Raw genomic sequence first — 26121 nt, forward strand, 5'->3', positions numbered from 1 at the left:
CGCGACGCCGGTGTTGACGCCTCCCCGCGCGCGCAGCGGCGAGGTCACAGGTACTGCGGATCCGCTCCGTTCCCCTGCGGGGCGGGGGGTGCCACGAAGCGGTGCGCCGGCAATGGAATGAACTCCGACTCCCCCGGTATCGGCTCGAAGGCCCGCTCCTCCCAGCGCTGTGCAGCCTCATGAATGCGTGCGGGCTGGCTGTGGACGAAGTTCCACCAGATGTGGCGCGGGCCGTCGAGCGGCTCGCCGCCCACCACCGCCACGCGCGCGGCGCCGCGCGCCTGCAGGCGCACCTCCTGGCCGCCGCCCAGCACCACCATCTGCTGCGGGGGCACGGCCTGGCCGTCCAGCAGCAGCTCGCCCTCCACCGCATACACCGCCATCTCGGGCGCGAGCGGTGGCAGCTCGATGCTCCAGCCGTCGCCCAGCTTCAGGTCCAGGTACAGGGTGGGCGACGCCGGCTCGACCGGGGAGCGCAGGCCGAAGGCCTCGCCCACGAGCACGCGCACGCGCGCACCCTGCACGGCGTCCTCGGGGATGTCGGCCGCGGGGGTGTGCGTGAAACCGGGCGGGCCGTCTTCGCGCTGCGTGGGCAGGCCCACCCAGAGCTGCAGGCCGTGGTTGACGAAGGCGGTCTGGCGCAGCGAGGCCGGGCGGCGCTCGGAGTGCGCAATGCCCGCGCCGGCGGTCATCCAGTTGATGGCGCCGGGCTCGATCAGCTGTTCGGAGCCCAGGCTGTCGCGGTGCATCATCGCGCCCTCGAACAGGTAGGTGACCGTGGCCAGGCCGATGTGCGGGTGCGGCCGCACATCGTGGTTCGCCTCCGGCACTTCGGTCACGGGACCGAAGTGGTCGAAGAAGATGAAGGGCCCGACGGTGCGGCGACGCGGCGCGGGCAGGTAGCGCCGCACTTTGAAGCCACCGCCCAGGTCCTTTTCGCTTCCGGCAATCAGCTGCGCCGCGGCCATGGCGGGCTCCTCAGCGCTTCCAGCGCGCTGCGGCCTGGGCCACGCGCTCGCCGAAGCGGCGCGCGAGGTTCAGGTCACCTTCGAACATCTCGGCCGGCGACGCGTCCGAGGGCGAGACCGAGGCCGCGCCGCTCCACACGCCGATCCAGTTCAGGTCGTCGCGGGTGGCGGCCTTGGTGTTGGACGGCATCATGCCGTTGCCGACCCACAGGCCGCCGTGCTGCAGGGCCAGGGTAATGAAGTAGTTGAGCGTGGCGGTCTTGTCGCCGACCGTGCTCGCGCTGTTGGTGAAGCCGGCGAAGAGCTTGTCCTTCCAGGCCTGCGCGAACCAGGGCTTGGAGGTGGCGTCGGCGAACTTCTTGAACTGCCAGCTCGGCCCGCCCATGTAGGTGGGCGAGCCGAAGACGATGGCGTCCGAGGCGGCCAGCTGCTCCCAGCCGCCCTCGGGCAGATTGCCGTCCGCGTCGATGGCGATGAGGTGGGCGTCCGCCCCCTGGGCGACGGCCTGCGCCTGGCGCTGCGTATGGCCGTAGCCCGAGTGGTAGACGACTGCGATCGTTGCCATGAAAGAAGCTCCTCGATGTCAGAAAGATTGAGACAAGAAAAACGAAAACGGAATCAGTGGCGGCCGGTGCGGGCGTCCAGGCTCCAGCGTCCGGGACCGAAAGCCATGAAGGCCAGCAGGCCGCCGACGACGGCGATGTTCTTGAAGAAGGCCTGCTGCTGCTGCATCACCTGCTCGGCCGGCATGGCCCAGAAGTTGTGGAAGATGAAGGTGGCCACCACCGTGAACAGGGCGATGCCGAGCGCCGCCAGGCGCGTGCGCCACCCGAACAGCAACATCAGGCCCAGGCCCAGCTCGACGGCGATGGCGATGGCGGCGGCCACCTCCGGCAGGGGCAGCCCCTTGGAGGCGATGTAGCCGGCCGTGCCCGCGAAGCCGCCGATCTTGGAAAAGCCCGCGGGAATGAACAGCAGGGCGATCAAGGCGCGGCCCGCCAGCGCGAGCGCATCCTGGCCCGTGGTGGTGGTGACGCCGGTCGAATGGGTCATGGTGGTCGTGTTCATGGTGATTTCCTCTGGTGGATGGGTGTGTCGGACCCGGCCGGGGCCGGGCATGCGAAAGGGTCGATCATTGGCCCAGGTCGAAAACCAGGACCTCGGCATGGCTTGCGCCCGCAAGCGCGACGCGTTCCTCCTGCTCGAGCTTGGCGGCATCGCCCGCGCGCAGGCGCTGGCCGTTGACCTCCAGCTCGCCGCGTACCACGTGCACGTAACCACGCCGGCCCGCGGCCAGCGCCAGCTCGGCGGTCTCGTCGCCGTCGAAGAGGCCGGCGTACACCCGCGCGTCGGCGTGGATCGTCACGGAGCCCTCGGCGCCATCGGGCGACGCCACCAGGCGCAGCCGGCCGCGCTTGTCGGACTCGGCGAAGGAACGCTGCTCGTAGCTCGGCTCGATCCCGCGGACGTTCGGCTCGATCCAGATCTGCAGGAAGTGCGTGACCTCGTCGCGGGCGTGGTTGAACTCGCTGTGCATCACGCCGGTGCCGGCGCTCATGCGCTGCACGTCGCCGGGCGGAATGCCCTTGACGTTGCCCAGCGTGTCGCGGTGGGCCAGCTCGCCCGAAAGCACATAGCTGATGATTTCCATGTCGCGGTGCCCGTGCTCGCCGAAGCCGCGGCCGGGGGCGATGCGGTCCTCGTTGATCACCCGCAGCGGCCCGAAGCCCATGTGCCGGGGGTCGTAGTAGCCGGCGAAGGAAAAGCTGTGGTACGAGTCCAGCCAGCCGTGGTTGGCGTGGCCCCGTTCCTGGGATCTGCGCAAGGTGAGCATGGGGTCTCCGGTAGGGATGCGATGCCGCCATGGTGCCGGCCGAGCGCCCCGTCGAGTGCCAATCGGCTTGATGGCATCATTCAAAACTTTCGAACGGTCTCACGTCCATGCCCGGCCCCCGCGACGTCCTCACCCCCGACACCCTGAGCCTGCTGCAAGCGGTGGCACGCAGCGGCAGCTTCGCCGGTGCGGCCCGCGAGCTGGGGCTGGTGCCCAGCGCCGTGACCTACCGCGTGCGGCTGGTCGAGGACGCGCTCGACGCACTCCTCTTCGACCGCGCGTCCCGCCAGGCCCGCCTCACGCCGGCCGGTGCCGAGCTGCTGCGCGAAGGTGAACGGCTGCTGGGCGAAGTGGATGCGGTCGCCAACCGCGTGCGTCGCGTGGCCACGGGCTGGGAGTCGCAGCTGACCCTGGCTGTCGATTCGGTGATCGACTGCGGCACCGTGATGGAGCTCGCCGAGGCCTTCCTCGCGGTCGCGCCGCAGACGCGGCTGCGCCTGCGAGACGAAGCGCTCTCGGGCACGCTGGAGGCGCTGGTCTCGGGCCAGGCGGACCTGGCCATCGGCGTGTCCAGCGAGCCCGGCACCGCCGCCGGCATTCGCAACCGCGTGCTGGGCGAACTCGCCTTCGTGTACGCCGTCGCGCCACATCACCCGCTCGCCTCGGCGCCCGAGCCCCTGTCCGACGAGCTGGTGCAGCGCTATCGCGCCGTTGCCGTGGCGGACTCGGTCCCGCGCGGCAGCGGGCTCACCCTGGGCCTGCTCGCCGGGCAGGACGTGCTCACCGTGCCCAGCATGGGCGCCAAGCTGGAGGCGCAGCTGCGCGGCCTGGGCAGCGGCTTCCTGCCCGAGCCGCTGGCCCGCCCCTACATCGACACCGGCCGGCTCGTCGCCAAGCGCATGCAGCGCCCGGCGCGCGTGGCGCGGGCCAGCTACGCCTGGCGCGAAAGCGGCCCCCCAGGGCCGGGGCGGGGCCTGCAGTGGTGGCTCGCGCAGCTCGAAGGCGAGGCCACCCGCAGCGCCCTGCTGCAGCACCGCCCCGGGCATGCGAGCTCGTGATGCCACAATCGCCGCCCATGCAGCGCCTCGCCTCTCGTTCGTCCTCGCGAACCCGCCCCACTTCCGATTCCCCCAGCACGCCGCACGCGCGCGCGCGCCGCGTCGCCGTCATCGGCGCCGGCATCGCGGGCCTGGCCTGCGCCCGCACCCTGGCCCAGGCCGGGCACGAGGTGTGGGTCTTCGACAAGGGCCGGCAGGTGGGCGGCCGCATGGCCTGCCGCGATACGCCTTTCGGCGGCTTCGACCACGGGGTGCAGTACTTCACCGTCCGCGACGAACGCTTCGCCCGCGTGCTGAAGCTGAACCCGGGCCTGTGCAAGCCCTGGCGCGCGAACGCCGTGCGCGTGCTCGATCCGCTCGGCCGCGTGGCCGAGGTGGCCCGCCATCGGCCGGAAGCCCACTGGGTGCCGGTGCCCGGCATGAACGCCCTGCCCCGCGCCTGGGCCGAGCCCCTGGCGGCGCAGGGCCGCATCGCGCAGGGTGTGCGCGTGGTCGGCATCGAGGCGGCCGACGCGGGCGACGCGCGCTGGCGGCTGAAACTCGAAGGCGGCGAGATGCCGGCCGAAGCCAGCGCCGGCTTCGACCAGGTGCTGCTCGCCCTGCCCTCCGCGCAGGCGAGCGAACTCCTGCGTGCCAGCGGGCTCGCGGCGGATTTCGTCGAGCGTATCGAGGCCGTGCGCGTGGCGCCCTGCTGGACGCTGATGGTCGCCTTCCCGCATGCACAGTCGGCCGGGCAGCTCGGCCCGCAATGGAACGCCGCCACCAGCACGCACCACCGCATCGCGTGGCTCTCGCGCGAGTCGTCCAAGCCGGGGCGCGACCCGGTGGAGCGCTGGACGGTCCAGGCCAGTGCCAGCTGGTCCACCGAGCACCTGGAAGACGACGCGCAGCGCGTGGCCGCGAAGCTGCTCAAGGGCTTCGCGGAGGTGACCGGCATCCGGGCCGAGCCGACCCATGCCCAGGTGCATCGCTGGCGCTATGCCAAGACCCACGTTCCCCTGGGCCAGAGCTTCCTGCTCGACGCCGAGCACGGCCTGGGCGTGTGCGGCGACTGGTGCCTTGGGCACCGCGTCGAGGACGCCTTCGTCTCCGGGCTGGAGCTGGCGCTGGCCGCCCTCTGACCGGGGAGCGAGCCGCCATGGCCCCGGCCGGCTACCGCGGGCGCTTCGCGCCCTCGCCCACCGGACCGCTACATGCGGGGTCGCTGGTCGCAGCGCTCGCGAGCTGGCTCGATGCGCGCGCCCACGGCGGGCGCTGGCTGGTTCGCATGGAGGACGTGGACACGCCGCGCTGCGTGCCGGGTGCGGACGACACCATCCTCGCACAGCTCGCCGCCTGCGGCCTGCACGCGGACGAGCCGCCCATCTGGCAGTCCAGCCGCGGCGCGCACTACCAGGCGGCCCTGGACCGCCTCGTCGCCGGCGGCATGGCCTACCCCTGCGCCTGCTCGCGCAAGGACATCGAGCAGGCCCTGCTCGCTGGCGGCCACCCGCGTGAACGCCATGGCGAGCTGGTGTATCCGGGCACTTGTCGCCAGGGCTTGAACGGGCGGCCCGCGCGGGCCTGGCGCATGCGCACCGAGGGCGCGGGCCTGCTGCACTGGACCGACCGGCGCCTGGGGCCGCAGCAGCAGGATCTGGAGCGCGAGGTGGGCGACTTCGTGCTGCGCCGCGCCGACGGCCTGTGGGCCTACCAGCTGGCCGTGGTGGTGGACGACGCCGCGCAGGGCATCACGCACGTGGTGCGCGGCGAAGACCTGGCCGACAACACGGCGCGTCAGGTGTGGCTGCAGCAGGCCCTCGGCCTGTCCACGCCCCTGTACCTGCACGCGCCGCTGGTGCGCGGCGCCAATGGCGAGAAGCTCTCCAAGCAGAACGGTGCAGCGCCGCTGGACACCACCGAGCCGCTCGCCTGCCTGCGTGCCGCCGGACAGGTGCTGGGTCTGTCCGTGAGCGCCACCACGGTCGATGGCTGGCTGGCGCAGGCGACGGGCGCGTGGGCCGCACGCGAGACAATCGGCTGATGCCAGATCACTCCTCCACGCCCCAGGGCGTGCCCTTTCCGCGCGCCGTGCGCAGCTTCGTGCGCCGCGCCGGCCGCACCACCACCGGCCAGGCCCGCGCCTTCGAGACCCTCGGTCCCCGCTTTCTTGTTCCCTACACGGGCCAGCCGCTGGACTTCGCGGCTGCGTTCGGCCGCGCCGCTCCCACGGTGCTGGAGATCGGCTTCGGCATGGGCGAGGCCACGGCGCATATCGCAGCGCTCTTGCCTTCCACCAACTTCCTCTGCTGCGAAGTGCACGAGCCGGGCGTGGGCGCGCTCCTCAAGCGCATCGGCGAGCAGGGGCTGGAGAACATCCGCATCGTCGCGCACGACGCGGTGGAGGTGGTGGACCAGATGGTGCCCGAGGCCTCGCTGGCGGGCATCCACGTGTTCTTCCCGGACCCCTGGCACAAGCTGCGCCACCACAAGCGCCGGCTGATCCAGCCGGCCCTGGTCTCACGCCTGGCGCGCCGCCTCGGGCCGGGTGGCTACCTTCACTGCGCCACCGACTGGGAACCCTACGCCCAGCAGATGCTGGAGGTGCTGGGCGCCGAGCCGCTGCTGCGCAACACCGCCGAGGGTTTTGCGCCCAAGCCGCACTACCGGCCGCTCACGAAGTTCGAGAACCGGGGGCTGAAGCTGGGACACGGGGTCTGGGACGTGGTGTTCGAGCGGCGCTGAGGGACCTGCTCCTTCCCCCCTGGGGGAAGGCTGGGATGGGGGCTCGCGCAAAGCAGCATAGTCGGCGCGCGGGCCCCCACCCTGCCCTCCCCCAGAGGGGGAGGGAGTTTCGACTACGCCCGCTCTTCGACCCAGCCGCGCACCGACTGCAGTGCCTGCGGCAGCTTGCCGGCGTCGGTGCCACCGGCCATGGCCATGTCCGGCTTGCCGCCGCCCTTGCCGCCCACCTGCTGCGCAACGAAGTTGACCAGCTCGCCGGCCTTCACGCGGCCCATGGCGTCGGCCGTGACGCCGGCCGCGAGCTGCACCTTGCCGCCGTCCACGGCGGCCAGCACGATGGCGGCGGACTTGAGCTTGTCCTTGAGTTTGTCCAGGGTCTCGCGCAGGGTGCGCGCATCGGCCCCGGCCAGCGTGGCGGCCAGGACCTTGATGCCCTTGACCTCCACCGCCTGCCCGGCGAGCTCGTCGCCCTGGCTGGAGGCGAGCTTGCCCTTGAGCGCGGCAACTTCCTTCTCCAGCGCACGCACCTGCTCCAGCACCTGGCCGATGCGCGACTGCAGCTCCGCACCCGGTGCCTTGAGGGCGCCGGCCGCGCTCTGCACCGTAGCCTCCAGCGATTGCAGGTAGGCGAGCGCATTCGCGCCCGTGACCGCCTCGACACGGCGCACGCCCGCGGCCACGCCGCCTTCGCTCACGATCTTGAACAGGCCGATGTCACCGGTGCGCTGCACGTGCGTGCCGCCGCACAGCTCGCGGCTGGTGCCGATGTCCAGCACGCGCACGCTCTCGCCGTACTTCTCGCCGAACAGCATGACGGCGCCCGTGGCCTTGGCCGCCTCGATCTCCATCACGCGGGCCTGCGTGGCCTCGTTGGCGAGGATCTCGGCGTTGACGCGACGCTCGATCTCGTGGATCTGGTCGGCCGACAGCGGCTGGTTGTGCGTGAAATCGAAGCGCGTCTTGTCGGCATCGACCAGCGAGCCCTTCTGCTGCACGTGCGTGCCCAGCACCTCGCGCAAGGCCTTGTGCATCAGGTGCGTCACGCTGTGGTTGCGCATGGTGGCCTGGCGGCGCGGCACGTCCACCTTGGCCAGAACGGCATCACCCACCCGGAGCGTGCCCTGCGTCTGCATGCCGTGGTGGCCGTACACGTCGGCCTTGATCTTCTGCGTGTCCTCCACGCCGAAGGCCACACCCTCGGCCGCGATCACGCCGCAGTCGCCCACCTGGCCGCCGCTTTCGGCATAGAAGGGCGTGGTGTCCAGGACCACGACGCCGGGCTGCCCCTCTTCCAGCGCCTGCACCGGCGTGCCCTCGCGGTAGAGGGCCACGACGCGCGCAGGCTCCTCCAGGCGCTCGTAGCCGGTGAAGGGATGGCCGGCGCCGCCGTACTCCAGCGCGCGGTCCATGCGGAACTTGCCGGCGGCGCGGCCGGCAGCCTTCTGGCGGTCCATGGCGGCGTCGAAGCCGGCCACGTCCACCGACACGCCGCGCTCGCGGCACACGTCCTGCGTGAGGTCCAGCGGGAAGCCGTAGGTGTCGTGCAGCTTGAAGGCCACGTCGCCCGGCAGGACCTTCGCGCCGTCCTTCAGGGTGGCGTCCAGGATCTCCATGCCGTTTTCCAGCGTCTCGAAGAAGCGCTCTTCCTCGGCCTTGAGCACCTCGCCGATGCGCTGGGCTTCGGCCTGCAGGCGCGGATAGGCGGCGCCCATGAGGGCGACCAGCTCGGGCACGAGCTTGTGGAAGAAGGGCCGCTTGCAGCCGAGCTTGTAGCCGTGGCGGATGCCCCGGCGCACGATGCGCCGCTGCACGTAGCCGCGGCCCTCGTTGCTCGGGATGACGCCGTCGCTGACCAGGAACGCCGTGGCGCGCAGGTGGTCGGCGATCACGCGCAGCGAGGGGTTGGCCAGGTCCGTGGTGCCGGTCTCTCGCGCGGCGGCGCGAATGAGCGCGTCGAACAGGTCGATCTCGTAGTTGCTGTGGACGTGCTGCAGGATGGCCGCGAGCCGCTCCAGGCCCATGCCGGTGTCCACGCAGGGTGCGGGCAGCGGCTTGACGCTGCCGTCCGGCTGCATGTCGAACTGCATGAACACGTTGTTCCAGATCTCGATGTAGCGATCGCCGTCCTCGTCGGGGCTGCCGGGGGGGCCGCCGGGCACTTCGGGGCCGTGGTCGTAGAAGATTTCCGAGCAGGGGCCGCAGGGGCCGGTGTCGGCCATCATCCAGAAGTTGTCGGAGGCGTAGCGCGCGCCCTTGTTGTCGCCGATGCGCACCACGCGCTCGGGCGGCAGGCCGATTTCCTTGGTCCAGATGTCGTAGGCTTCGTCGTCCTCGATGTAGACCGTGGCCCAGAGGCGCTCGGGCGGCAGCTTGTACACCTCGGTGAGCAGTTCCCAGGCCCACGTGAGCGACTCGCGCTTGAAGTAGTCGCCGAAGCTCCAGTTGCCCAGCATCTCGAAGAAGGTGTGGTGCCGCGCCGTGTAGCCCACGTTCTCCAGGTCGTTGTGCTTGCCACCGGCCCGCAGGCAGGCCTGCACCGAAGCCGCGCGCACATAGGGCCGCTTGTCGGTGCCGAGGAACACGTCCTTGAATTGCACCATGCCCGAGTTGGTGAACATCAGCGTCGGGTCGTTGCCCGGCACCAGGGGGCTGGACTCGACGACGGTGTGCCCGCGCGCCGCGAAGAAGTCCAGGAAGGTCTTGCGGATGTCGGCGACGGTGAAGGCGGGGCGGGTGGGTTGGGAACTCATGGTGCTGGCGAGTGGGTGCCCCGGGCGCCCCGAACGGGGCGCGGGCGAAGCCCTCGATTATAGGTTTCGAGGGTGATCGCCCCGGGGCGCGCGTGCCCGCCCCGCACACGCGCCAGGTCCGTTGGAATCAGGACGTGCAGCTGATCTTGGCCCAGTAGGTCGGCGTCCACTCCGGCGCGCTGTTCACGTTCCAGACCGTGGCCGAAATGGCCTTGGCTTCGTAGAGGCTTCCCAGGCGCGAGACGCGATCGCCCGGCATGTAGCGGCTGGTGGTGTTCCAGGCCGCGGGGCTGCAGCTCGCGGAGGTCGTGGTCGTGGTCGTGGTCGTGGTCGTGGTCGTGGGCGCGGGGGCCGGGGCCGGAGCGGGCGCAGGGGCTGGTGCCGGGGCAGGCGCCGGTGCGGGAGCCGGTGCCGGCGCCGTGGTGCTCACGCTGGCGCAGCTGATGAGGGCCCAGTAGGTGGGGGTCCACTCGGGCGGGCTGTTCAGGTTCCACACCGTCGAGGAGATCGCCTTGGCCTCGTAGGCCTGGCCCAGGCGCGTCACGCGGGCACCAGCGAGGTAGCGGGTGCTGGTGCTCCAGGTGGCGTAGCTGCAGCTCGCGGTCGGCGCGGGTGCCGTCGTGGTTGTCGGTGCCGGTGCCGGTGCCGGTGCCGGTGCCGGTGCAGGGGCCGGTGCAGGGGCCGGTGCAGGGGCCGGTGCGGGTGCAGGGGCCGGTGCGGGTGCAGGGGCCGGTGCCGGTGCGGGTGCGGGTGCGGGTGCGGCCGTCATTGCGCCCGTCGAGATCTTGTAGTCGAACACCGTGATGTCCCCGGTTCCCACGACCGGCTCCACGCCCAGCTCGATGCTGCTCACGTACTCGTTGCCCAGGCCCCAGGGCTGGCCGCAGACGTCCTTGCGCGTGCTGATGTAGTTGATGATGGCCGCCAGGTCGATCTCGCCGGCGGCCACGGGCAGTTGGGCCGGAACGAAGGCGATCATCTTCCAGCCGGTCTTGCCATAGGCGCCGTTCAGACCGCCGAAGTTGTAGCGCAGGCAGTTGTCGGAACCCTTGGTGGCATAGACGTGGTACGTCTTGCCGCCGATGGTGGCCGTGTGGTCGTACCAGCCGGGGTTGCGTCCGCCCGGCACGTTGTGTCCGCCGTAGTTGCCCCAGTTGCTCAGCGGAATCATGATCTCGTGCGTGATCGACGAGTTGGTGAATCCGCGGTCCTGCTGCGGCGCCGACTGCAGCCAGATGTCGAAGGCCAGCTGGCCTTGCCCGGTGGGCGTGGCGTTGTGCTTGAAGGCGAACTTGGCCTTCATCGAGGGCACCGGCAGCTTGACAGGCAGCACGGTGCCGGGCGTGTGGCCGGTCGGCGCGGTCTGCGAGTGGCTGCCGTCGGGCAGCTGGATGGGGTTGCCGCCCATGAGGTTGTTGGTGCTGTAGTAGCCGGGCTTGCGGCCGTACAGAACGGCCGGGTAGCCCTTGACCTCGTTCGTACCCTGCGGCCAGCGCCACTTGGTGCGGAAGGCCACCTCGCCGTTGGGACCCACGCTGGTGCTGCGGCCCACCTGCTGCTCGTACTGGCTGGCGCTCACGCCCTCGGTGACGCCGTTGGCGCCCCAGCGGTTGTCCTCGATGAAGTAGGCGTCATTCGGGTTGCCGGCCTGCAGCCACAGGTGCGGGTAGCTGCCGATCGGAATCGTCGGCGCGGTCGCCTGCGCGATGGCGAGCGGCACGGCGCTGAGCGCGAAAGCGGCTGCAAGGCCGTGCCGGAGTGCGGCGCGGCGGCGCGCGAGGCGTCGATGGCTGCGCGCTTCGGCGACCGTGTCGGCGGGGCGCAGGGAGGAGTGGCGGCTATGCATGGAATCAGTCCGGTTGAGTTCAGGCAAGGCTTCGCCCAAGGGACAGGTCGATCCTTTCTCGACGTCCGCGGCTCGGGCTGGGCGGTGTGGGTTCTGCTCGATCTCCCTGCACGGGAGCGGGCTCTACAGGCTCTGGCTCAGCAGTAACTGGCGCGAATGCTAGTAGGACCGGTCTGACGGCGGTGTAGGAAAGCAGGAAGGAAACGTAAGCTCCTGCAACGGCTGGCAGAGGCGCGCATCAGCCGGAGACACAAGTTACGCAATCTCACGACGAGCTTCCGAGGTCCAAGGTTCTCGGGTCGAGCGCGTGTGAATTCGATAGAACTCGATCCGGACATGAAAAAGCCGCCGCATCCAAACGGATGCGGCGGCTCAGGGCAGGAACGACTGCGCGCTCAGACCGTCTGGTGTTCCATCAGCTCGTGCTTGCGCTGTGCGAGGCGCTTGCCGAGTTCGTCCAGATCCATGCCGGCCTGGCGCGACTCGGGGAACATGGTCTCGCGCTCATCGCTCACATGGTGCTCGATGAGTTTCTTGAGCTCCTTCATCTTCGCGTCCTGCACACCGCCGGACTCCATCTGGCGGATCAGCTGCTTGGCTTCCTGGTGCTCGTGCTTCGCATCCTCGAGCGCTTCCTTGTCCTTGGCCTTCTGGCGGAAGGCCGGGTAGTAGATCTCCTCCTCGATCTGCGTGTGCACCATGAGCTCGGCGAAGATCGTCCGCGCGATGTGGTCCTTGCGGCCGCGGTCGCTCTCCTTCTCGTAGTCCTGGAACAGCTGCTCGACCTTCTTGTGGTCGTCATCCAGCAGGGTGATGGCGTCTTGCTGAGGCATGTTGGTGGCTCTTTGTTTGGGAAGCCGGCACCCTATCGCGGCGGATGGGCAGCGCGGGCGCTCCGGTTTCCGGGCTTGCTGTAGTCGCGCGCCGCGTGCCCGTGCGCGGCCAAGCCCCCTCCGGGGCTCGGGGCGTGCAGAACCATTACAATTGCGTTCTGCCAGCTTCTTCTCGAAGCGTCTTTCTCTCCCGCGGTGCTCCAGGTCCTCGCAAGGACCCTGCGGACCCGCAGCACGCCCCGGCCGGCAGCGCCGGCCCGGTTTTCCTTCCAAGCTCGTGCTTGCCCGCCTCGCGCCGGCGAGCACCACCTGCCGCTGCGCGCAGCGGCGCCCACTCTGACCTCGAAAGGCTTTACTGCATTGGCCAAAGAAGAACTCATCGAAATGCGCGGACGCGTCGAAGAAGTCCTGCCCGACTCTCGTTTCCGCGTGATCCTGGAAAACGGACACGAACTCGTCGCCTACAGCGGCGGCAAGATGCGCAAGCACCGCATCCGCGTGATCGCCGGCGACGACGTGACGCTGGAGCTGTCGCCCTACGACCTCAACAAGGGCCGGATCATGTTCCGTCACCTGCCCGACCGTAACCGGCCGCCGGGCGCCGGTGCGCATCGCCCCCCGGTGCGCCGCTGAACCCCGCGGCGGCCCGGCTGGCTTTTCAAGCAAACAACAACGACAAAGGAACGAATGAACATCCATCCGAAGCACGCACCCGTCTCCGTGGGCAAGTACCTGATCTCTCCCTTGACCAAGGCCGTCGAGGGCGGCTGGATCGCCTGCTCCGTCTCCATCCGCTCCGGCTGTGGCAGCGCCACCACCGACCGCGTGGTGCGCCTCACCCGCCTGTTTCGCGACCCCGCCCTGGCCGCCCGCTACGCGCTGGGCGAAGGGCTGCAGTGGATCGGCGCACCGCGCGCCATGGCGCAGGCCGGCTGATACACCCAGACCGAGGCTGGGGGCATGCTGCGCCACACGCGCGCTGCACGCCGGCCCCGGGGCAACGAGGTCTCCCCGCACGGGTCGGCGAGGCCATAGCTGTAAAGAACCAGGAACCGCACCCGGCCCTCCGCGAAGCACTGCTCCAGCGTCCGCTTGAGTTCAGCGCTCTGCGGGTTGTTCAGCAGCGGGATGGAGCTGACCACCCCCACGGGCTCCTGGAGATTGCGCAGCGCGTCGGTGGCGCACTGGATGCGGATCTCCAGCTCCGGAAACCGCTTGTGCAACACGGCCGCGAACGCCTCGTCGCGCTCGACCAGCACGGGCCGCATGCCGCGGATGCTCTCGGTCAGCGCACCGGTGCCGGCGCCCAGCTCCACGAGGGGACATGGCTCGGGGTCCGTCGGGCCGGCGCAGGCGGCCGTCGCCGCGGCGACGGCGCGCGACAGGCTTGAACTGGCCGGCAGCACGGCGCCCACCGAACGCGGGTTGCCGACGAAGCCTCGAAAGAATCGGTTCGGGTGGGATCGGCCGTTCAGCACAGGCAGGTTTGTTTCATGGTGTGTCCCTCCGCAGCGGTTGCATACCTGCGGATCGGCCACGGACTATAGCCGCCTACGCGGTGGCAGGCCGTGCTGCAGGACCCGGAGGGAAACGTGTTCCCTCAGCCACCAGGGACTGCCGCAGGATGTGGCCGTGCCCGCGCTGCCCGTGACGGCGAGCACGAGCTGATCCGGGCGCGTCAGGCCGAGCCGCGGGTTGCCACCGTACGCCAGCGCGCCAGGGCCTCGGATGCGCCCTCCAACGAGGCGAGCAGCTGCACACCCTCCACAGGCGCAATGCGCCCCACCCCGGCACCGCCCGCCCATAACTGGACGCTTGCGGGCAGCAGCTGCCTGAGCTGCTGCAGCAGCGCCGGAATGCGCCGGGCGCCGAAGCCCGAGGAAAAGGACAGCGCCACCACATCGGCCTTGTAAGCCTGCGCGGCCCGCACGATGTCCTGAACCGGCATCTGCGTGCCCAGGCTGATGCAATGCGCCCCCTGCAACGCCAGCGTGGCCTCCACCATCAGCAGCCCCAGCCCGTGCGGCTCGTCCGGCACGGTGGTCAGCAGCACGATGGGGCGCTCGCCGGGTGGCACGGCGGCGATAGCCTGGCGCAGCAGGCGCTGCGTCGCCTCGGTAAAGAGGTGCTCCTCGAACACCTCCAGCTCGCCCCGGGCCCAGGCCTCGCCGACGCTGGCGGCCAGCGGGACCATGGTGTCCTGGACAAAACGGGAAAGCCCGTCGCGCGCCAGTGTCTGCTGCAACTGCTGGCGCAATGCCTGCGCATCGTGGCGGTGCAGGTGGGCCATCAACACGCGGGTGGCGTCGTCGGCCGGCCCCGCCGCGTCCGGCGCCTGCGGCGTCATGCGGCACGACGCCAGGGCCGTCAGTTCCTCCACGCTCTGCCCGAGCAGCCGCCCCGGCCGCCCGCCCTGGTCCATCAGCCGCTTGACCAGGCGCAGCCGCCGCACCTGCTCGGCCGGGTACATCCGCTCCCCGTGCGCGTCGCGCGTGGGCCTTGGGAAGCCATAGCGCCGCTCCCAGACGCGCAGCACGTCCTTGGACACTCCCACCTCGCGCTCGACCGCGGCAATCGTGAAGTCCGGTTCAATTTCCATTGTTTTGTCCAGGACAAAGCATTGACATGCGCGAATTGCGCGCCTAACCTCCGGACAGATTCTAGTTTGTCCTGGACAAACTCAAAGAGTCGATTGCCGAGTCTGCTTCCCTCAACCCACCGCTTCCAGCAAGGAGTTCACCGTGAAGAAAGTTCTGCTCGCCGCCGCCCTGACCGTCGCCGCTGCCGCCGCCCAGGCCAAGGACATCGTTGACACCGCCGTCGCCGCCGGCGACTTCAAGACCCTGGCCACCGCCCTTCAGAAGGCCGGCCTGGTGGACACGCTCAAGGGCAAGGGGCCTTTCACGGTCTTCGCGCCCACGGACGCCGCCTTCGCCAAGGTGCCGAAGGCGCAGCTCGACGCGCTGCTGGCCGACCCCGCCAAGTTGCGCGCCGTGCTGACCTACCACGTGGTTCCCGGCAAGGTCATGGCCAAGGACGTGAAGGCCGGCCAGGTCAAGACCGTGCAGGGCGACACCCTCGACGTCACCACCGCCGGTGGCGGCGTGAAGGTGGACGGCGCCAACGTGGTGAAGACCGACATCGTGGCCGACAACGGCGTGATCCACGTGATCGACAGCGTGGTGCTGCCGAACTGATCGAACGGGCCGGGCACGCTTGGACCCAGCGTGCCCGGCTCTCAGTAGTCGATCTCGCCCTGCGCATCCATCGAGACGGCCTGCTGGAACGATGGCACGTCACCCTGGAGCGCTCCGTAGAGCCTCCCTGTTCCACTCGCATTCTGGAAGCGGCCCGTCCCCCCGGTCACCACGTACTGGCCCTCGAAGGTGTAGCTGCCCGTGACGACGAGTGAAAACACGCCCGAGTAGTCCGCCATCACGACGTCTCCGTTGGCGGCGCGCATTGCCATTTGTCCGTCGTACACCGTGAAAGCCGCGGGCGGCGTGCCCGGCTCCGAACTGATGCAATGCGACCCGTACAGCTGCACCGCGCCGAGATGCGTCGCATGCCCGGTTCCGTTGAGGGTCCCCCCCGTCCCGGGCTGCCCCTGCGCACCGGGGCAGCGCGACATGCGTCCGATGCGCTCCTCCAGGTCGAGTGAACCCTTGAACGGCCGGCCGAGGGCCGGCTGTGCCACGCTGGCCAGAGCGATCCCGATGAGGATGAGTCCGGCCCTGATGGACGGGGAATTTGAGAGCAGCTTCATGGCAGCCTCCTGTCGGTCGCCTTGCCACTGTAAGGACCCGGTGCCGCGCACCTCGTTACGGCAGGACAGACCTGTCACGGCTCGTTGCCTCGTGCTCGGGCGTTTCGCGTTTCCTCCGGGTCGGGTCGCAGCCACTCAGGGTTCGTCCGGAGACGAACGAAATAAGGCGGGCCTATGGTGGGGGTCCACTTTCAGGAGAACCCCATGCGCATGCTGCTTATCGTCCTGAGCCTGGCCTTCAGTGGCGCCGCCCTCGCCAACAGCTGCCCGAGCGAGATGAAGGCCATCGACGCCAAGCTGGCCACCAAGCCCGCCTTGTCCAAGGAGAACGCCGACAAGGTCGCTGCCCTGCGCGCGCAGGGCGAAGCCCACCACAAGGCCGGCAAGCACGCCGAGTCCATGGCAGCACTGGGCCAAGCCAAGAAGCTGCTGGGAATGTGACACCCGGGCGCTTCCGGCCGCGTCGGCCACGCCTCGGCGTCGCCTTCGCACCGGGCTGCCGCGCCCGTTTTCGCGCGTAGAATCCGCCGCTGTTCAGCGGGCGTCGTTCAATGGCAGGACCTGAGCTTCCCAAGCTCAAGACGTGGGTTCGATTCCCATCGCCCGCTCCAATCGTGCTTGGTCGCCACGACCCCCGCGCGGACCGTTGCTGGAGCCGCAGCGATCGCCGCCCCCGCCGCGCGCCAGCGCCGCAGCCAGCCAACAACCCATGCACGCGCGCCAGCAGGCGACGACTCATCGCAGGCGGATCTGCTGGTCGTACTCGCTCTTTCGCACCTCGATGTGCGGCTCCATGCCCTTGAGCATTCCGGAGAACGTCGTGTAGCCGTGCTCGACGACGTCGAAGGTGGGATCGAGACGTTTGACCATCGGCAGGATTTCAGCCTTGTTGATCCAGGGGTCGCCGTGCTTTTCCGCCAGCAGCCGCATCGCGCGGCGTACCAGGTCGAAGTGGCCGCCCGCAGCCGCAAGCGCCAATCCGCTGCTCTGTTCGTCGGGCCGGGCTTCTGGCGCTGCCACCACGCCGGCGGAAGGCTCGGCGGAAGTCCCTGAAGCCGCCGGTGCGCTTTCGGCATCGGCTTGCACCCTGACCTCCACGAGGTTCTCGTAATAGCGGAACTCGTGGCAGCTCTTGGCCCAGTGCCGGTTCGTCGCCTTGCGCGTGCCCACGCCGATCAGGGTCCGGCCGGCCGCCTTGATCTTCTGCGACACCGGCATGAAGTCGCTGTCGCCGCCCACGATGATGACGGTTCCGATGTGGGCGAACCTTCCGATGTCCTCCGTGGCATCGAGGCACAGCTTGATGTCGGCGCCGTTCTTGGCCGCGCCACCGGGTGGGAACAGCTGGACGAGTTCCACCGCGTTTTGCAGCAGGGCATCTCTGTATCGGCCGAAGAACTGCCAATTGCAGTAGGCGCGATTGATCGCGATCGGACCGAAGGAGGCAGCAAGGTCCACCACGGCCTCGACGTTCACCAGCGGTTCCTGCGGCCTGAACCGCGCGTCGGGGTTGCGATAGGAACCCGGCTCCCGCTCTTCGCACAGCCCGGCATGGATGTTCTCGAAATCCCAGTACAGGGCGACGGTACGGGCGTCGGTTGCTTCGCTCTTGGGCATGGTCACCACTCCTGGCGACGATGGTATCCAGCCTGACGCACTGCGGTCGGCTTGACACGCGTCAACCTGTGGTTGCCGCGGCCGCGCGAACTTTCGGCATGCGCAAAGCCACCGCAGTCCTTCTTGCCGGCGCACTGGTGGGCACCGCAGCCCTGGTGGGCGCCGCCTTCATCCGGGACATGCGCGAGGCCGAGCGCCGCATTGCGGGTCGCAGTGAGGTGATCGCGAGTTCATTCGGCCAGCTCGAGTACGCCGTGGCGGGACAGGGGCCAGACCTGCTGATGGTTCACGGCACCGGCGGTGGCTTCGATCAGGGACTGGCCTTCACCGAAGAGCTCAGTCGGCGAGGCCATCGCGTGATCGCACCGTCCCGGTTCGGCTACCTGCGCAGCGACTTTCCGGACGCTCCCTCCTCCGAACGCCAAGCGGATGCGTTTGCCGAGTTGCTGGACCGGCTCGACGTGGGCCGCGTGGCGGTGGCAGGCGGTTCGGCCGGTGCGCTCTCGGCGCTGCAGTTCGCCTTGCGTCACCCGCAGCGCTGCTCGGCCCTGATTCTCATCGTGCCGGCAGCCAACGTCCGTGGCACCGACCCCGTTCAGATGACTGCGTTGCAGGCGTTCCTCGTGCGACTGCTGGCGGGTTCGGACCTGCTTTTCTGGATCGGGCTCGAGCTGAGGCGCGACGCGATGATCCGGACCTTGCTCGCGACGCAGCCCTCCCTGGTGCGCGCCGCACCCATCGAGGAGCAGCAGCGGGTCCAGCGCATCCTGCGGGGAATCCTGCCGGTGTCACGGCGCACGCGCGGCATGCTCAACGACGCCTCCCTCGCGGGCCGTCCCGCACGCATTGCCTTCTCCAGGATCACGGTGCCGACGCTCGTGATTTCCGCGCAGGACGATCTTTTCGGAACGGCCTCGACGGCGCGGGACATCGCCGCGGCGGTGCCGGGCGCCAGGTTGGTGGTGTATCCGTCCGGCGGGCATGTCTGGGTGGGGCGAGACGCAAGCCTCTGGTCCGAAGTCGCCCGCTTCCTGCAGGAGGCGTCGCTGGCCGACCAGGCCGAGGTCGCCGCCCCCTCTCTTCGGTGACATGCAAGCGGCTCGGCAGACGCGCGCAACGAACTCGCTCGCTTTTGAAGCGCGCTGATTGCTTTCTGTCGGCGCTGCGGCCATGGGCCGGCATTCACGCCGATCCTCATACCCGGCATGGCCTTTGTCGGCCTGCCCGGCCCTCAGTGCGACGCGTCCGCCGGACCGTGCACCAACTCCTCCGCCCCGCCGGCCAGCCTCCCGGTGAACGGCACCTTGCCGGTGAGCATGTGCCACCACATCACCCAGTCGCTGGCCAGGCTGTAGAACGGGTGGCCGAAGCTTGCCGGCTTGTTGCCTTCGAAGACGAAGTGGCCGGTCCAGGCGAAGGCGTAGCCGACGACCGGCATGAGCAGCAGCGCCCACCACTGCGGCGCGGCAATGGCGTACACCAGGATGGCCAGCACCAGCGTGCTGCCGACGAAGTGCAGCAGGCGCGAGACCGGGTGCGCATGCTGGGTGAGGTAGAACGCATAGAAGCGCGAGAAGGAATCGAACTGCATCGCGGGCTCCGTGCACTGCCGAGGGCAGGTGCGAAATTATGCGAGCCCCGCGGAAGTGACGAGCCCGGGATCCACCCTGCCCCCGTCGCCGCCCTTGTCGGCCACCTCCTACGCGGCGGGCCTCAGCCGTAACGCAGAATGGCGCCTTTGCCCGGAACCCGAGGAGAAGAACATGACCGGAGAGAACAAGGCCCTGGCCGAGCTGCTGGAGCGATCACACGACGATGTGCTCCGTGGCTGGGTACAGGCAGCCGGCGCACTGGGCGGGGCCGGAAGCGCCCAGGCCATCCAGGCCGAGGCGCGGGACCTGCTCCAGCACGTGCTGTCGGGCCTGCGCGCCGGCGCCTCGCCCGAGTCACTGGACGGCGCAGCCTGGGCAGACCTGCGCGCTGCACTGGAAGGCCTGTCGCGCTCCCGCGTGGCGCAAGGCCAGACAGCCGGGGACACCAGCGCCTTCGTGCTCGCGTTCAAGCGTCCCCTCTTTTCAACGCTGCAGCAGCACCACGGCGCCGATCCCAAGCAGGCGATGGCGGTGCTGTGGGCCGGCTCGGTGCTGGTGGACCAGATGGCGCAATTGACCGTGACCACCTACCAGCGCACCCGCGAGGAAGTCATCCGACGCCAGCAGCACGAGCTGCTGGAACTGTCCACGCCGGTCATCAAGCTGTGGGACGGCGTGCTGGCCGTCCCCATGATCGGCACGCTGGACTCGCAGCGAACGCAGCTGGTCATGGAGGCGCTGCTGCAGCGCATCGTGGAAACGGGCGCGCAGCTGGCCATCATCGACATCACGGGCGTGCCCACGGTCGACACGCTGGTGGCGCAGCACCTGCTGAAGACCGTCAGCGCCATTCGCCTCATGGGGGCCGACTGCATCATCAGCGGCATCCGCCCGCAGATCGCGCAGACCATCGTGCACCTCGGCATCGACCTGCAGGGCATCGCCTCCAAGTCCAGCCTGGCCGACGCCCTCGCGATGGCGCTGCAGCAGACGGGCTTCCGGATCACGCGCGTCGCAGCCGCGACGGCCGACTGATGAACCGCATTCCGATCCTTCGCATGGGGGACATCCTCCTGGTGACGATCCAGGTGGACATGGAAGACCAGACCGCCCTGGCGCTGCAGGACGACCTGGCCTCCAGGATTTCCGACACCAGCGCCCGCGGCGTGCTCATCGACATCTCGGCGCTGGAAATCGTCGATTCCTTTGTCGGACGCATGCTGGCCAGCATCTCCGGCATCGCCCGCATCCTGGACGCCACCACCGTGGTGGTGGGCATGCAGCCGGCGGTGGCGATCACCCTGGTCGAGCTCGGGCTGTCGCTGACCGGCGTGCGCACCGCACTGAACGTCGAGCGCGGCATGGACTTGCTGGCCTCGGCCCGCCGGGGGCGCGCTCTTGCCCGCTGAAACCACCGGCGAGCTGCCGCTGCGTACCGAAGCGGACATCGTGGCCAGCCGCCAGGCCGTGCGCCGGCTGGCGGCGGAGCTGAAATTCTCGCTCGTCGACCAGACCAAGATGATCACCGCGGCCAGCGAGTTGTCCCGCAACACCGTCGTGCACGGCGGCGGCGGCCTCATGCGCTGGCGGATCGTCGAGGACGGCCTGCGCCGCGGCCTGCAACTGGAATTCGAGGACACCGGCCCCGGCATCTCCGACATGCAGCTTGCGCTGACGGACGGCTGGACCTCCGGCGGCGGCATGGGCCTGGGGCTTCCGGGCAGCAAGCGCCTGGTCCACGACTTCAGCATCCGCTCCGCGCCCGGCGAAGGCACCTGCGTGTCGATCACGCGCTGGAAATGATCCGCAGCTCGCACCACACGAGCTTCCCGATGGACGACAACTCCCGGGTCGGCGAAGCAAGACGCTTCGCCGCCGCGCTCGCGCTGCGCGCCGGGCTGGACGAGTTGGAAGCCGGGCGCCTGGCCATCGTCGTGACCGAGCTGGGGACGAACCTCGTGCGGCACGCGCAACGCGGACAGCTGCTGCTGGCAGTACGCGAAGAGGCCGGCGACGTCGAGATGGTGGCGATCGACCATGGCCCTGGAATCGCCGACATCCGGCGCAGCATGGACGATGGCTTTTCCACCGGCGGCACACCCGGCACCGGTCTGGGCGCCATCCGCCGCCAGGCGCGCGATTTCGAGTTGCACTCCTCGCCGGAAGGCACCCTGGCCGTCGCGCGCGTCGGGCGGGCGCAGGCGGCGGCGCTCGCCGCCGCGCCGGCGATCGAGGTGGGGGGCGTTTCCCTGCCCCTTCGCGGCGAGATCGTGTGCGGGGACGCCTGGGCGGCGGCGGTCGAGGGCACGCGCACCAGCGTCATCGTGGCCGATGGCCTGGGCCACGGCCTGGACGCGTCGGAGGCGGCGCAAGCCGCGCTCGACGTGTTCGCGGCCGACCCCTGGCGCGCCCCACGCGTCCTGCTGGAGGTGATCCATGCGCGCCTGCGCTCCACGCGAGGCGCCGCAGTCACCTTGCTGCAGGCCGATGCCGCGAGCAACCGGCTGCGCGCCTGCGGAGCCGGCAATGTTTCGGCCCGCGTGCTCTCCGGCGCCGTGGACCGCAGCCTCGTCATGCAGCACGGCACGGCGGGCCTGCAAATGCGCCGACCCGAAGAGGTCGAGATCGAGTGGCCCCAGCATGCGCTGTTGATCGTGCACACCGACGGCATCGCCTCCCGCTGGGAAGCACAACGCTTCTATCCGCTGCTGATGCGTGATCCGGCGCTTGCGGCGGCGTTGCTGCTGCGTGACCATTCACGCGAGCGCGACGACGCCACAGCAACCGTTATTCGGCGCAGGATGTAGAGCTCATGGATCAAACCGACACCCCGCTGCTGCAGGCGCAGGTCGACGCGCTGCGCGCAGAGCTGGAAGAAACCAACCGGGGCGTGCTCGCCCTGTATGCCGAGCTGGATGCGCAGGCCGAGCAGTTGCGCGAGGCGACCGAACTCAAGAGCCGGTTCCTGGCCTACATGAGCCACGAGTTCCGCACGCCCATCAGCTCCATCCGCAGCCTCACCCGCCTGCTGCTGGACCACGTGGACGGCCCGCTCACCGCCGAGCAGGAAAAGCAGGTCCTCTTCATCCAGCAGCAGGCGACCGAGTTCGCCGAGATGGTGGATGACCTGCTGGACCTGGCCAAGGTGGAGGCCGGCCGGGTGGAAATCTCGCCGGCCTGGTTCGAGATGGTGGACCTGTTCTCGGCGCTGCGCGGCATGTTCAAGCCGGTACTGACCAACCCGGAGGTGAACCTCGTCTTCGAGGAGCCGCAGGGCGTGCCCAAGCTGTACACCGACGACCGCAAGCTCTCGCAGGTGTTGCGCAACTTCATCTCCAACGCGCTCAAGTTCACGCCCAAGGGCGAGGTGCGGGTGTCCGTGCGGCGCGAGGGAGAAGACCGCGTCACCTTTTTCGTGTCCGACACCGGCATCGGCATCGCGCCGGAATACCAGAGCTCACTGTTCGCGGACTTCTCCCAGGTGCACTCGCCGCTGCAGAAGCGCCTGCGCGGCACCGGCCTGGGCCTGTCTCTGAGCAAGCGCCTGGCCGAGCTGCTGGGCGGCAGCGTGGGACTGGAAAGCGAGCCTGGCAAAGGCTCGGTGTTCCGCGTGACCATCCCGGTTCAACTGGGCGTGCAAGCACCCTCTTCTGCGCCGCCTTCTGCGCCGCCTTCTGCGCCGCCCTCCGCCCCGCCCTCCGCCCCGTCGCCATGATCGACGCCCGCGTCATCGCCGCCTCCATCGACCGCTCCCGGCATGCCGTCCTGGTGGTGGACGACAACCCGGCCACCCGCTACAGCACCACCCGGGTGCTCACGGCGGCGGGCTTTCGCACGCGCGAGGCCGGCAGCGGCGCCGAGGCCCTGGCGCTGGTGCGGGAGAACGTGTCGGCCGTGGTGCTGGACGTGCACCTGCCCGACATGAGCGGCTTCGACGTCTGCCGCGAGCTGCGCGCGCATGTCCAGACGCGCACGCTGCCGGTGGTCCACCTGTCGGCCGAGTTCACGCGCAACGAGGACCGCGTCGCCGGCCTGGAGGCGGGCGCCGACGGCTACCTGATCCATCCGGTGGAGCCGGCCATCCTGGTGGCCACGCTGCAGGCGCTGATCCGCGCGCGCGTGGCCGAAGAGGGGCTGCGACGCAGCGAGCTGCGCCTGCGCGCCATCTACGACAACGCGCCGGTGGGCATCGTGGTGCTGGACGCGGACGGCGTGGCGCAGGACGCCAACCCGGCCCTGCTGGAGCTGCTGGCCTGCCGCCGCGAGGAGCTGGTCGGCCTGCCGCTGATCGACCGCGTGCCACCTGAATGGCGCGCGCTGGCGTCGGAGCAGTTCACCGGGCACACCCACGAGCGCACCGACTGGGCCGGCCGCTTTCCCCTCACCCGCTGCGACGGCACACGGGTGCAGATCGAATGGGCGATGTCCGGCCATGTCGAGCCGGGCCTGCGCATTGCCATCGCCACCGACGCTTCCGAACGCGAGCAACTGGAGCGGCAGCGGCGCGAAGTGCTGGAGCGCGAGCAGGCCGCCCGCGCAGCCGCCGAGCGCAACAGCCACACCAAGGACGAATTCATCGCCGTGCTCTCGCACGAGCTGCGCACCCCGCTCAACGCCATCGTCGGATGGGTGGCGGTGCTGATGCACCGCCAGCCGCAGCCGGAGATCAGCCGCGGCCTGCAGGCCATCGAACGCAACGTGAAGGCGCAGGCCCGCATCATCTCGGACATCCTGGACGTCTCCCGCATCAACTCCGGCAAGCTCACGCTCGAGCGCGAGTTGGTCGATCCCGCCGAGATCGTCGCCACCGCGCTCAGTTCGCTGGGCCAGAGCATCGAGGACAAGCAGCTCAGGCTGCGCGTCGATGTCGAGGGCGGCCGCCAGCCCGCCTGGCTGGACCCGGCCCGCTACCAGCAGATCCTGTGGAACCTGATGACCAACGCCATCAAGTTCTCGGATCGCGGCAGCTGGATCGACGTGACCCTGACGCGCGAGGGCCCCCTGCTGCGCCTGACCGTGCGGGACCATGGCCAGGGTATCGCGGCCGACTTCCTGGAGCGCCTCTTCGACCGCTTCTCGCAGGCGCAGTCCGCCGGCAACCGCTCGCACAGCGGGCTCGGGCTGGGTTTGTCCATCGTGCGTGAACTGGCCCAGCTGCATGGTGGCAAGGTGAACGCCGGCAGCGCCGGCGCCGGCCAGGGCGCGACCTTCACCGTGGACATTCCGGCAGAGGCGCCGCCCCTGGGCTCCGAGAACGACGACGTTGCAAGCGAGGGCTCGGCGACCGCGCCGGCCGACGTGCGCGAGCGTCCACTGGAGGGCCTGGAGATCCTCGTCGTCGAAGACGACCGGGACGCGAGCGAAATGCTGGCCGTCGTCCTGGCCGACCGGGGCGCCACGGTCCGACTGGCCAGCGACTTCGATTCGGCGGTGGCGGCCGTGCGCGCCACGTGGCCGCACGTGCTGCTCAGCGACATCGGGCTGCCGCAGCGTGACGGTCACGAGCTGATCCGAGAGCTGCGCCAGCTCGAGCGCGACCTCGGCCGGCGGCACCTGCCTGCCGTGGCCCTCACGGCCTTCGCCCGCACCACGGACCGCAGCCGCGCGCTGGAAGCCGGATTCGACCGCCACGTGGCCAAGCCGCTCAACCCGCATACGCTGGTGCAGGCCATCATGGAAGCGGTGGGCAGTTCACGGCCGCCCGGCAACGCTTCGACCCGAGCCGAGCCGACATGAACGAGTTCGACTGCGACCTCTTCGTGATCGGCGGCGGCAGCGGCGGCGTGCGCGCCGCCCGCATGGCTGCCCAGCGCGGCGCGCGCGTGGTGCTGGCCGAGGCGGCTGCGCTCGGCGGCACCTGCGTGAACGTCGGCTGCATTCCCAAGAAGCTGTACAGCTATGCGGCCGAGTATTCCGACCACTTCGCCGACGCGGCCGGCTTCGGCTGGGAGCTGGACGCGCCCCGCTTCGACTGGGACACGCTCAAGACCCGTCGCGCCGCCGAGATCTCGCGCCTGAATGGCGTCTACGAGCACCTGCTGCGCACGGCGGGCGTGCGCATCGAACGGGGCTGGGCGCAGCTGGCCGGAGCCCACACGGTGCAGGTGGAACTGGGCGGAGAGCTGCGCCGCCACCGGGCACGCCACATCCTGCTGGCCACCGGCGGCACGCCTTGGGTGCCGGACTTCCCGGGCCGCGAACTCGTGATCACGTCCGACCAGGTCTTCGACCTGGCGCCCTTCCCGCGCCGGCTGGTGATCGTGGGCGGCGGCTACATCGCCTGCGAGTTCGCCTCCATCTTCCAGGGGCTGGGCGCGCAGGTGACGCAGCTGGTGCGCGGCGAGCAGATCCTGCGCGGCTTCGACGAGGACGTGCGCCCCTTCATCGCGCACGAGATGCGCAAGCACGGCGTGGACCTGCGCCTGCGTTCGGACCTGCGCAGCGTCGTCCGCGCCAACGGCCACCTGGCCGTGAGCCTGCAGGACGGCGAGGTCCTGCCGGCCGACGCCGTCCTCTTCGCCACCGGCCGCAGCCCCAATACCGCGGGCCTTGGCCTGGAAGCCGCGCGGGTGCGCCAGGACGAACACGGCGCCGTCGAGGTGGACGAGCACTACCGGACCAGCGTGCCGGGCATCCACGCCATCGGCGACCTCACCGCGCGCGTGCAGCTCACGCCCGTGGCCCTGGCCGAGGCCATGGCGCTGGTGGACCACCTCTTCGGCGGCGGCACGCGCTCGGTGGGGTACGAGTGCATTCCCACGGCCGTCTTCACCCACCCGAACATCGGCACGGTGGGCCTGACCGAATCAGAAGCGCGCGAGCGCCTCGGCGCCATCGCCGTCTTCCGCACCGAGTTCCGGCCCCTGCGGCACACGCTTTCGGGCAGCACCGAGCGCACGCTCATGAAGCTGGTGGTGGACTGCGCCAGCGACCGGGTGGTGGGCCTGCACATGGTCGGCGCCGAGGCCGGCGAGATCGTGCAGGGCTTCGCGGTTGCGATGAAAGCCGGCGCCACCAAGGCGGTGTTCGACGCCACCATCGGCATCCACCCGACCGCGGCGGAGGAGTTCGTCACGATGCGCGAGCCGGTGGTCGGCTCCGGAAGCAGCCCCGTCGCCTCCGACGCGGCCTGA

Annotated in this window: 28 protein-coding genes and 1 tRNA gene; 17 read left to right on the top strand and 12 right to left on the bottom strand. The window is 69.9% G+C overall.

Features of this window, described 5'->3' with window-relative positions; genetic code table 11:
- Positions 1–44: 44 nt before the first annotated feature.
- From EZ242_RS05175 to EZ242_RS05190, 4 genes are all read right to left on the bottom strand, one after another.
- Positions 45–968, bottom strand: coding sequence for a pirin family protein (locus EZ242_RS05175; RefSeq protein WP_135284082.1), 924 nt, complete (start codon positions 966–968; stop codon positions 45–47).
- Positions 969–978: 10 nt separating this feature from the next.
- The gene (locus tag EZ242_RS05180; protein ID WP_135284083.1) at positions 979–1533 is read right to left on the bottom strand and encodes a flavodoxin family protein; all 555 of its coding nucleotides are present in this window, start codon (positions 1531–1533) and stop codon (positions 979–981) included.
- Between the two features lie 53 nt (positions 1534–1586).
- Positions 1587–2036, bottom strand: a complete 450-nt coding sequence (locus EZ242_RS05185) for a DoxX family protein (RefSeq protein ID WP_240786996.1) — start codon at positions 2034–2036, stop codon at positions 1587–1589.
- Between the two features lie 64 nt (positions 2037–2100).
- On the bottom strand, positions 2101–2802 hold the full coding sequence (locus tag EZ242_RS05190) for a pirin family protein (RefSeq protein WP_135284084.1): 702 nt from the start codon (positions 2800–2802) through the stop codon (positions 2101–2103).
- A 107-nt stretch (positions 2803–2909) separates the two neighbouring features.
- Here EZ242_RS05190 and EZ242_RS05195 point away from each other — a divergent pair, with 107 nt between their 5' ends.
- From EZ242_RS05195 to trmB, 4 genes are read left to right on the top strand one after another with little or no spacing between them, the layout of a single operon-like run.
- On the top strand, positions 2910–3860 hold the full coding sequence (locus tag EZ242_RS05195) for a LysR family transcriptional regulator (RefSeq protein WP_135284085.1): 951 nt from the start codon (positions 2910–2912) through the stop codon (positions 3858–3860).
- A gap of 17 nt (positions 3861–3877) precedes the next feature.
- Positions 3878–4981 carry an NAD(P)/FAD-dependent oxidoreductase gene (locus tag EZ242_RS05200; protein WP_135284086.1) on the top strand — a complete coding sequence of 368 codons (1104 nt, stop codon included), beginning with the start codon at positions 3878–3880 and terminating at the stop codon, positions 4979–4981.
- A 17-nt stretch (positions 4982–4998) separates the two neighbouring features.
- Positions 4999–5883, top strand: a complete 885-nt coding sequence (gluQRS, locus tag EZ242_RS05205; protein WP_135284087.1) for a tRNA glutamyl-Q(34) synthetase GluQRS — start codon at positions 4999–5001, stop codon at positions 5881–5883.
- A complete protein-coding gene (trmB, locus tag EZ242_RS05210; RefSeq protein WP_135284088.1) occupies positions 5883–6584 on the top strand; it encodes a tRNA (guanosine(46)-N7)-methyltransferase TrmB in 702 nt (233 codons plus the stop codon). The genes gluQRS and trmB overlap by 1 nt, the downstream gene beginning before the upstream one ends.
- A gap of 113 nt (positions 6585–6697) precedes the next feature.
- Here trmB and alaS read toward each other — a convergent pair whose 3' ends face one another.
- The 3 genes from alaS to EZ242_RS05225 all read right to left on the bottom strand — a co-directional run bounded on the left by alaS (position 6698) and on the right by EZ242_RS05225 (position 12013).
- Positions 6698–9334 (bottom strand): alanine--tRNA ligase, encoded by a 2637-nt coding sequence (gene alaS, locus EZ242_RS05215; protein ID WP_135284089.1) that lies wholly within the window; start codon positions 9332–9334, stop codon positions 6698–6700.
- Positions 9335–9461: 127 nt separating this feature from the next.
- The gene (locus EZ242_RS22205; protein WP_205960596.1) at positions 9462–11180 is read right to left on the bottom strand and encodes a GH12 family glycosyl hydrolase domain-containing protein; all 1719 of its coding nucleotides are present in this window, start codon (positions 11178–11180) and stop codon (positions 9462–9464) included.
- Positions 11181–11575: 395 nt separating this feature from the next.
- Complete coding sequence (locus EZ242_RS05225; RefSeq protein WP_135284090.1) at positions 11576–12013, bottom strand: hemerythrin domain-containing protein; 438 nt, start codon at positions 12011–12013, stop codon at positions 11576–11578.
- Positions 12014–12373: 360 nt separating this feature from the next.
- Here EZ242_RS05225 and infA point away from each other — a divergent pair, with 360 nt between their 5' ends.
- The gene (gene infA, locus EZ242_RS05230) at positions 12374–12646 is read left to right on the top strand and encodes a translation initiation factor IF-1 (protein WP_135284091.1); all 273 of its coding nucleotides are present in this window, start codon (positions 12374–12376) and stop codon (positions 12644–12646) included.
- A gap of 54 nt (positions 12647–12700) precedes the next feature.
- Positions 12701–12949 carry a hypothetical protein gene (locus tag EZ242_RS05235; RefSeq protein ID WP_135284092.1) on the top strand — a complete coding sequence of 83 codons (249 nt, stop codon included), beginning with the start codon at positions 12701–12703 and terminating at the stop codon, positions 12947–12949.
- Here the strand turns inward: EZ242_RS05235 and EZ242_RS05240 are convergent.
- Entirely contained in the window at positions 12886–13491 is a 606-nt protein-coding gene (locus EZ242_RS05240; RefSeq protein WP_135284093.1) for a class I SAM-dependent methyltransferase, read from the bottom strand. The two genes, EZ242_RS05235 and EZ242_RS05240, sit on opposite strands and share 64 nt — an antisense overlap.
- Positions 13492–13691: 200 nt before the next feature.
- Entirely contained in the window at positions 13692–14612 is a 921-nt protein-coding gene (locus EZ242_RS05245) for a MerR family transcriptional regulator (protein WP_135284094.1), read from the bottom strand.
- A 142-nt stretch (positions 14613–14754) separates the two neighbouring features.
- Between EZ242_RS05245 and EZ242_RS05250 the strand changes: the two genes are divergently transcribed.
- Positions 14755–15210 (top strand): fasciclin domain-containing protein, encoded by a 456-nt coding sequence (locus tag EZ242_RS05250; protein ID WP_135284095.1) that lies wholly within the window; start codon positions 14755–14757, stop codon positions 15208–15210.
- A 41-nt stretch (positions 15211–15251) separates the two neighbouring features.
- Here the strand turns inward: EZ242_RS05250 and EZ242_RS05255 are convergent, their stop codons facing one another.
- A complete protein-coding gene (locus EZ242_RS05255) occupies positions 15252–15779 on the bottom strand; it encodes a hypothetical protein (RefSeq protein WP_135284096.1) in 528 nt (175 codons plus the stop codon).
- A gap of 204 nt (positions 15780–15983) precedes the next feature.
- On the opposite strand from EZ242_RS05255, the gene EZ242_RS05260 reads away from it, so the two are divergent.
- Together EZ242_RS05260 and EZ242_RS05265 are read left to right on the top strand one after the other, a co-directional pair.
- Positions 15984–16220 carry a hypothetical protein gene (locus EZ242_RS05260; protein ID WP_135284097.1) on the top strand — a complete coding sequence of 79 codons (237 nt, stop codon included), beginning with the start codon at positions 15984–15986 and terminating at the stop codon, positions 16218–16220.
- Positions 16221–16316: 96 nt separating this feature from the next.
- A tRNA-Gly gene (locus EZ242_RS05265) sits at positions 16317–16390 on the top strand.
- A 124-nt stretch (positions 16391–16514) separates the two neighbouring features.
- Here the strand turns inward: EZ242_RS05265 and EZ242_RS05270 are convergent.
- Positions 16515–17396: an NYN domain-containing protein gene (locus EZ242_RS05270; RefSeq protein ID WP_135284098.1), complete on the bottom strand. Its 882-nt coding sequence runs from the start codon at positions 17394–17396 to the stop codon at positions 16515–16517.
- Positions 17397–17494: 98 nt separating this feature from the next.
- Between EZ242_RS05270 and EZ242_RS05275 the strand changes: the two genes are divergently transcribed.
- Positions 17495–18484, top strand: coding sequence for an alpha/beta fold hydrolase (locus tag EZ242_RS05275; protein ID WP_167784652.1), 990 nt, complete (start codon positions 17495–17497; stop codon positions 18482–18484).
- A gap of 143 nt (positions 18485–18627) precedes the next feature.
- Here the strand turns inward: EZ242_RS05275 and EZ242_RS05280 are convergent, their stop codons facing one another.
- Complete coding sequence (locus EZ242_RS05280; RefSeq protein ID WP_135284100.1) at positions 18628–18987, bottom strand: Mpo1-like protein; 360 nt, start codon at positions 18985–18987, stop codon at positions 18628–18630.
- A 172-nt stretch (positions 18988–19159) separates the two neighbouring features.
- On the opposite strand from EZ242_RS05280, the gene EZ242_RS05285 reads away from it, so the two are divergent.
- From EZ242_RS05285 to gorA, 7 genes are read left to right on the top strand one after another with little or no spacing between them, the layout of a single operon-like run.
- Complete coding sequence (locus tag EZ242_RS05285) at positions 19160–20023, top strand: STAS domain-containing protein (RefSeq protein WP_135284101.1); 864 nt, start codon at positions 19160–19162, stop codon at positions 20021–20023.
- Positions 20023–20397, top strand: coding sequence for an STAS domain-containing protein (locus tag EZ242_RS05290; protein ID WP_135284102.1), 375 nt, complete (start codon positions 20023–20025; stop codon positions 20395–20397). The genes EZ242_RS05285 and EZ242_RS05290 overlap by 1 nt, the downstream gene beginning before the upstream one ends.
- On the top strand, positions 20387–20791 hold the full coding sequence (locus EZ242_RS05295) for an anti-sigma regulatory factor (protein WP_135284103.1): 405 nt from the start codon (positions 20387–20389) through the stop codon (positions 20789–20791). The genes EZ242_RS05290 and EZ242_RS05295 overlap by 11 nt, the downstream gene beginning before the upstream one ends.
- Before the next feature lie 29 nt (positions 20792–20820).
- Positions 20821–21795 carry an ATP-binding protein gene (locus tag EZ242_RS05300; RefSeq protein WP_135284104.1) on the top strand — a complete coding sequence of 325 codons (975 nt, stop codon included), beginning with the start codon at positions 20821–20823 and terminating at the stop codon, positions 21793–21795.
- Between the two features lie 5 nt (positions 21796–21800).
- Positions 21801–22703 (top strand): sensor histidine kinase, encoded by a 903-nt coding sequence (locus EZ242_RS05305; protein WP_135284105.1) that lies wholly within the window; start codon positions 21801–21803, stop codon positions 22701–22703.
- The gene (locus EZ242_RS05310) at positions 22700–24724 is read left to right on the top strand and encodes a hybrid sensor histidine kinase/response regulator (RefSeq protein ID WP_135284106.1); all 2025 of its coding nucleotides are present in this window, start codon (positions 22700–22702) and stop codon (positions 24722–24724) included. Before EZ242_RS05305 ends, EZ242_RS05310 begins: the two co-directional genes overlap by 4 nt.
- Entirely contained in the window at positions 24721–26121 is a 1401-nt protein-coding gene (gorA, locus tag EZ242_RS05315; RefSeq protein ID WP_135284107.1) for a glutathione-disulfide reductase, read from the top strand. Before EZ242_RS05310 ends, gorA begins: the two co-directional genes overlap by 4 nt.

This window comes from Ramlibacter rhizophilus, from assembly GCF_004681965.1.
Classification (GTDB): Bacteria; Pseudomonadota; Gammaproteobacteria; order Burkholderiales; family Burkholderiaceae_C; genus Ramlibacter; species Ramlibacter rhizophilus.

What these genes read in the sequence shown, in the direction of transcription:
- EZ242_RS05175 (WP_135284082.1), bottom strand. Translation starts at nt 968, where the DNA reads ATGGCCGCGGCGCAGCTGATTGCCGGAAGCGAAAAGGACCTGGGCGGT.
- EZ242_RS05180 (WP_135284083.1), bottom strand. Translation starts at nt 1,533, where the DNA reads ATGGCAACGATCGCAGTCGTCTACCACTCGGGCTACGGCCATACGCAG.
- EZ242_RS05185 (WP_240786996.1), bottom strand. Translation starts at nt 2,036, where the DNA reads ATGAACACGACCACCATGACCCATTCGACCGGCGTCACCACCACCACG.
- EZ242_RS05190 (WP_135284084.1), bottom strand. Translation starts at nt 2,802, where the DNA reads ATGCTCACCTTGCGCAGATCCCAGGAACGGGGCCACGCCAACCACGGC.
- EZ242_RS05195 (WP_135284085.1), top strand. Translation starts at nt 2,910, where the DNA reads ATGCCCGGCCCCCGCGACGTCCTCACCCCCGACACCCTGAGCCTGCTG.
- EZ242_RS05200 (WP_135284086.1), top strand. Translation starts at nt 3,878, where the DNA reads ATGCAGCGCCTCGCCTCTCGTTCGTCCTCGCGAACCCGCCCCACTTCC.
- gluQRS (WP_135284087.1), top strand. Translation starts at nt 4,999, where the DNA reads ATGGCCCCGGCCGGCTACCGCGGGCGCTTCGCGCCCTCGCCCACCGGA.
- trmB (WP_135284088.1), top strand. Translation starts at nt 5,883, where the DNA reads ATGCCAGATCACTCCTCCACGCCCCAGGGCGTGCCCTTTCCGCGCGCC.
- alaS (WP_135284089.1), bottom strand. Translation starts at nt 9,334, where the DNA reads ATGAGTTCCCAACCCACCCGCCCCGCCTTCACCGTCGCCGACATCCGC.
- EZ242_RS22205 (WP_205960596.1), bottom strand. Translation starts at nt 11,180, where the DNA reads ATGCATAGCCGCCACTCCTCCCTGCGCCCCGCCGACACGGTCGCCGAA.
- EZ242_RS05225 (WP_135284090.1), bottom strand. Translation starts at nt 12,013, where the DNA reads ATGCCTCAGCAAGACGCCATCACCCTGCTGGATGACGACCACAAGAAG.
- EZ242_RS05235 (WP_135284092.1), top strand. Translation starts at nt 12,701, where the DNA reads ATGAACATCCATCCGAAGCACGCACCCGTCTCCGTGGGCAAGTACCTG.
- EZ242_RS05245 (WP_135284094.1), bottom strand. Translation starts at nt 14,612, where the DNA reads ATGGAAATTGAACCGGACTTCACGATTGCCGCGGTCGAGCGCGAGGTG.
- EZ242_RS05255 (WP_135284096.1), bottom strand. Translation starts at nt 15,779, where the DNA reads ATGAAGCTGCTCTCAAATTCCCCGTCCATCAGGGCCGGACTCATCCTC.
- EZ242_RS05260 (WP_135284097.1), top strand. Translation starts at nt 15,984, where the DNA reads ATGCGCATGCTGCTTATCGTCCTGAGCCTGGCCTTCAGTGGCGCCGCC.
- EZ242_RS05270 (WP_135284098.1), bottom strand. Translation starts at nt 17,396, where the DNA reads ATGCCCAAGAGCGAAGCAACCGACGCCCGTACCGTCGCCCTGTACTGG.
- EZ242_RS05275 (WP_167784652.1), top strand. Translation starts at nt 17,495, where the DNA reads ATGCGCAAAGCCACCGCAGTCCTTCTTGCCGGCGCACTGGTGGGCACC.
- EZ242_RS05280 (WP_135284100.1), bottom strand. Translation starts at nt 18,987, where the DNA reads ATGCAGTTCGATTCCTTCTCGCGCTTCTATGCGTTCTACCTCACCCAG.
- EZ242_RS05285 (WP_135284101.1), top strand. Translation starts at nt 19,160, where the DNA reads ATGACCGGAGAGAACAAGGCCCTGGCCGAGCTGCTGGAGCGATCACAC.
- EZ242_RS05290 (WP_135284102.1), top strand. Translation starts at nt 20,023, where the DNA reads ATGAACCGCATTCCGATCCTTCGCATGGGGGACATCCTCCTGGTGACG.
- EZ242_RS05300 (WP_135284104.1), top strand. Translation starts at nt 20,821, where the DNA reads ATGGACGACAACTCCCGGGTCGGCGAAGCAAGACGCTTCGCCGCCGCG.
- EZ242_RS05305 (WP_135284105.1), top strand. Translation starts at nt 21,801, where the DNA reads ATGGATCAAACCGACACCCCGCTGCTGCAGGCGCAGGTCGACGCGCTG.
- EZ242_RS05310 (WP_135284106.1), top strand. Translation starts at nt 22,700, where the DNA reads ATGATCGACGCCCGCGTCATCGCCGCCTCCATCGACCGCTCCCGGCAT.
- gorA (WP_135284107.1), top strand. Translation starts at nt 24,721, where the DNA reads ATGAACGAGTTCGACTGCGACCTCTTCGTGATCGGCGGCGGCAGCGGC.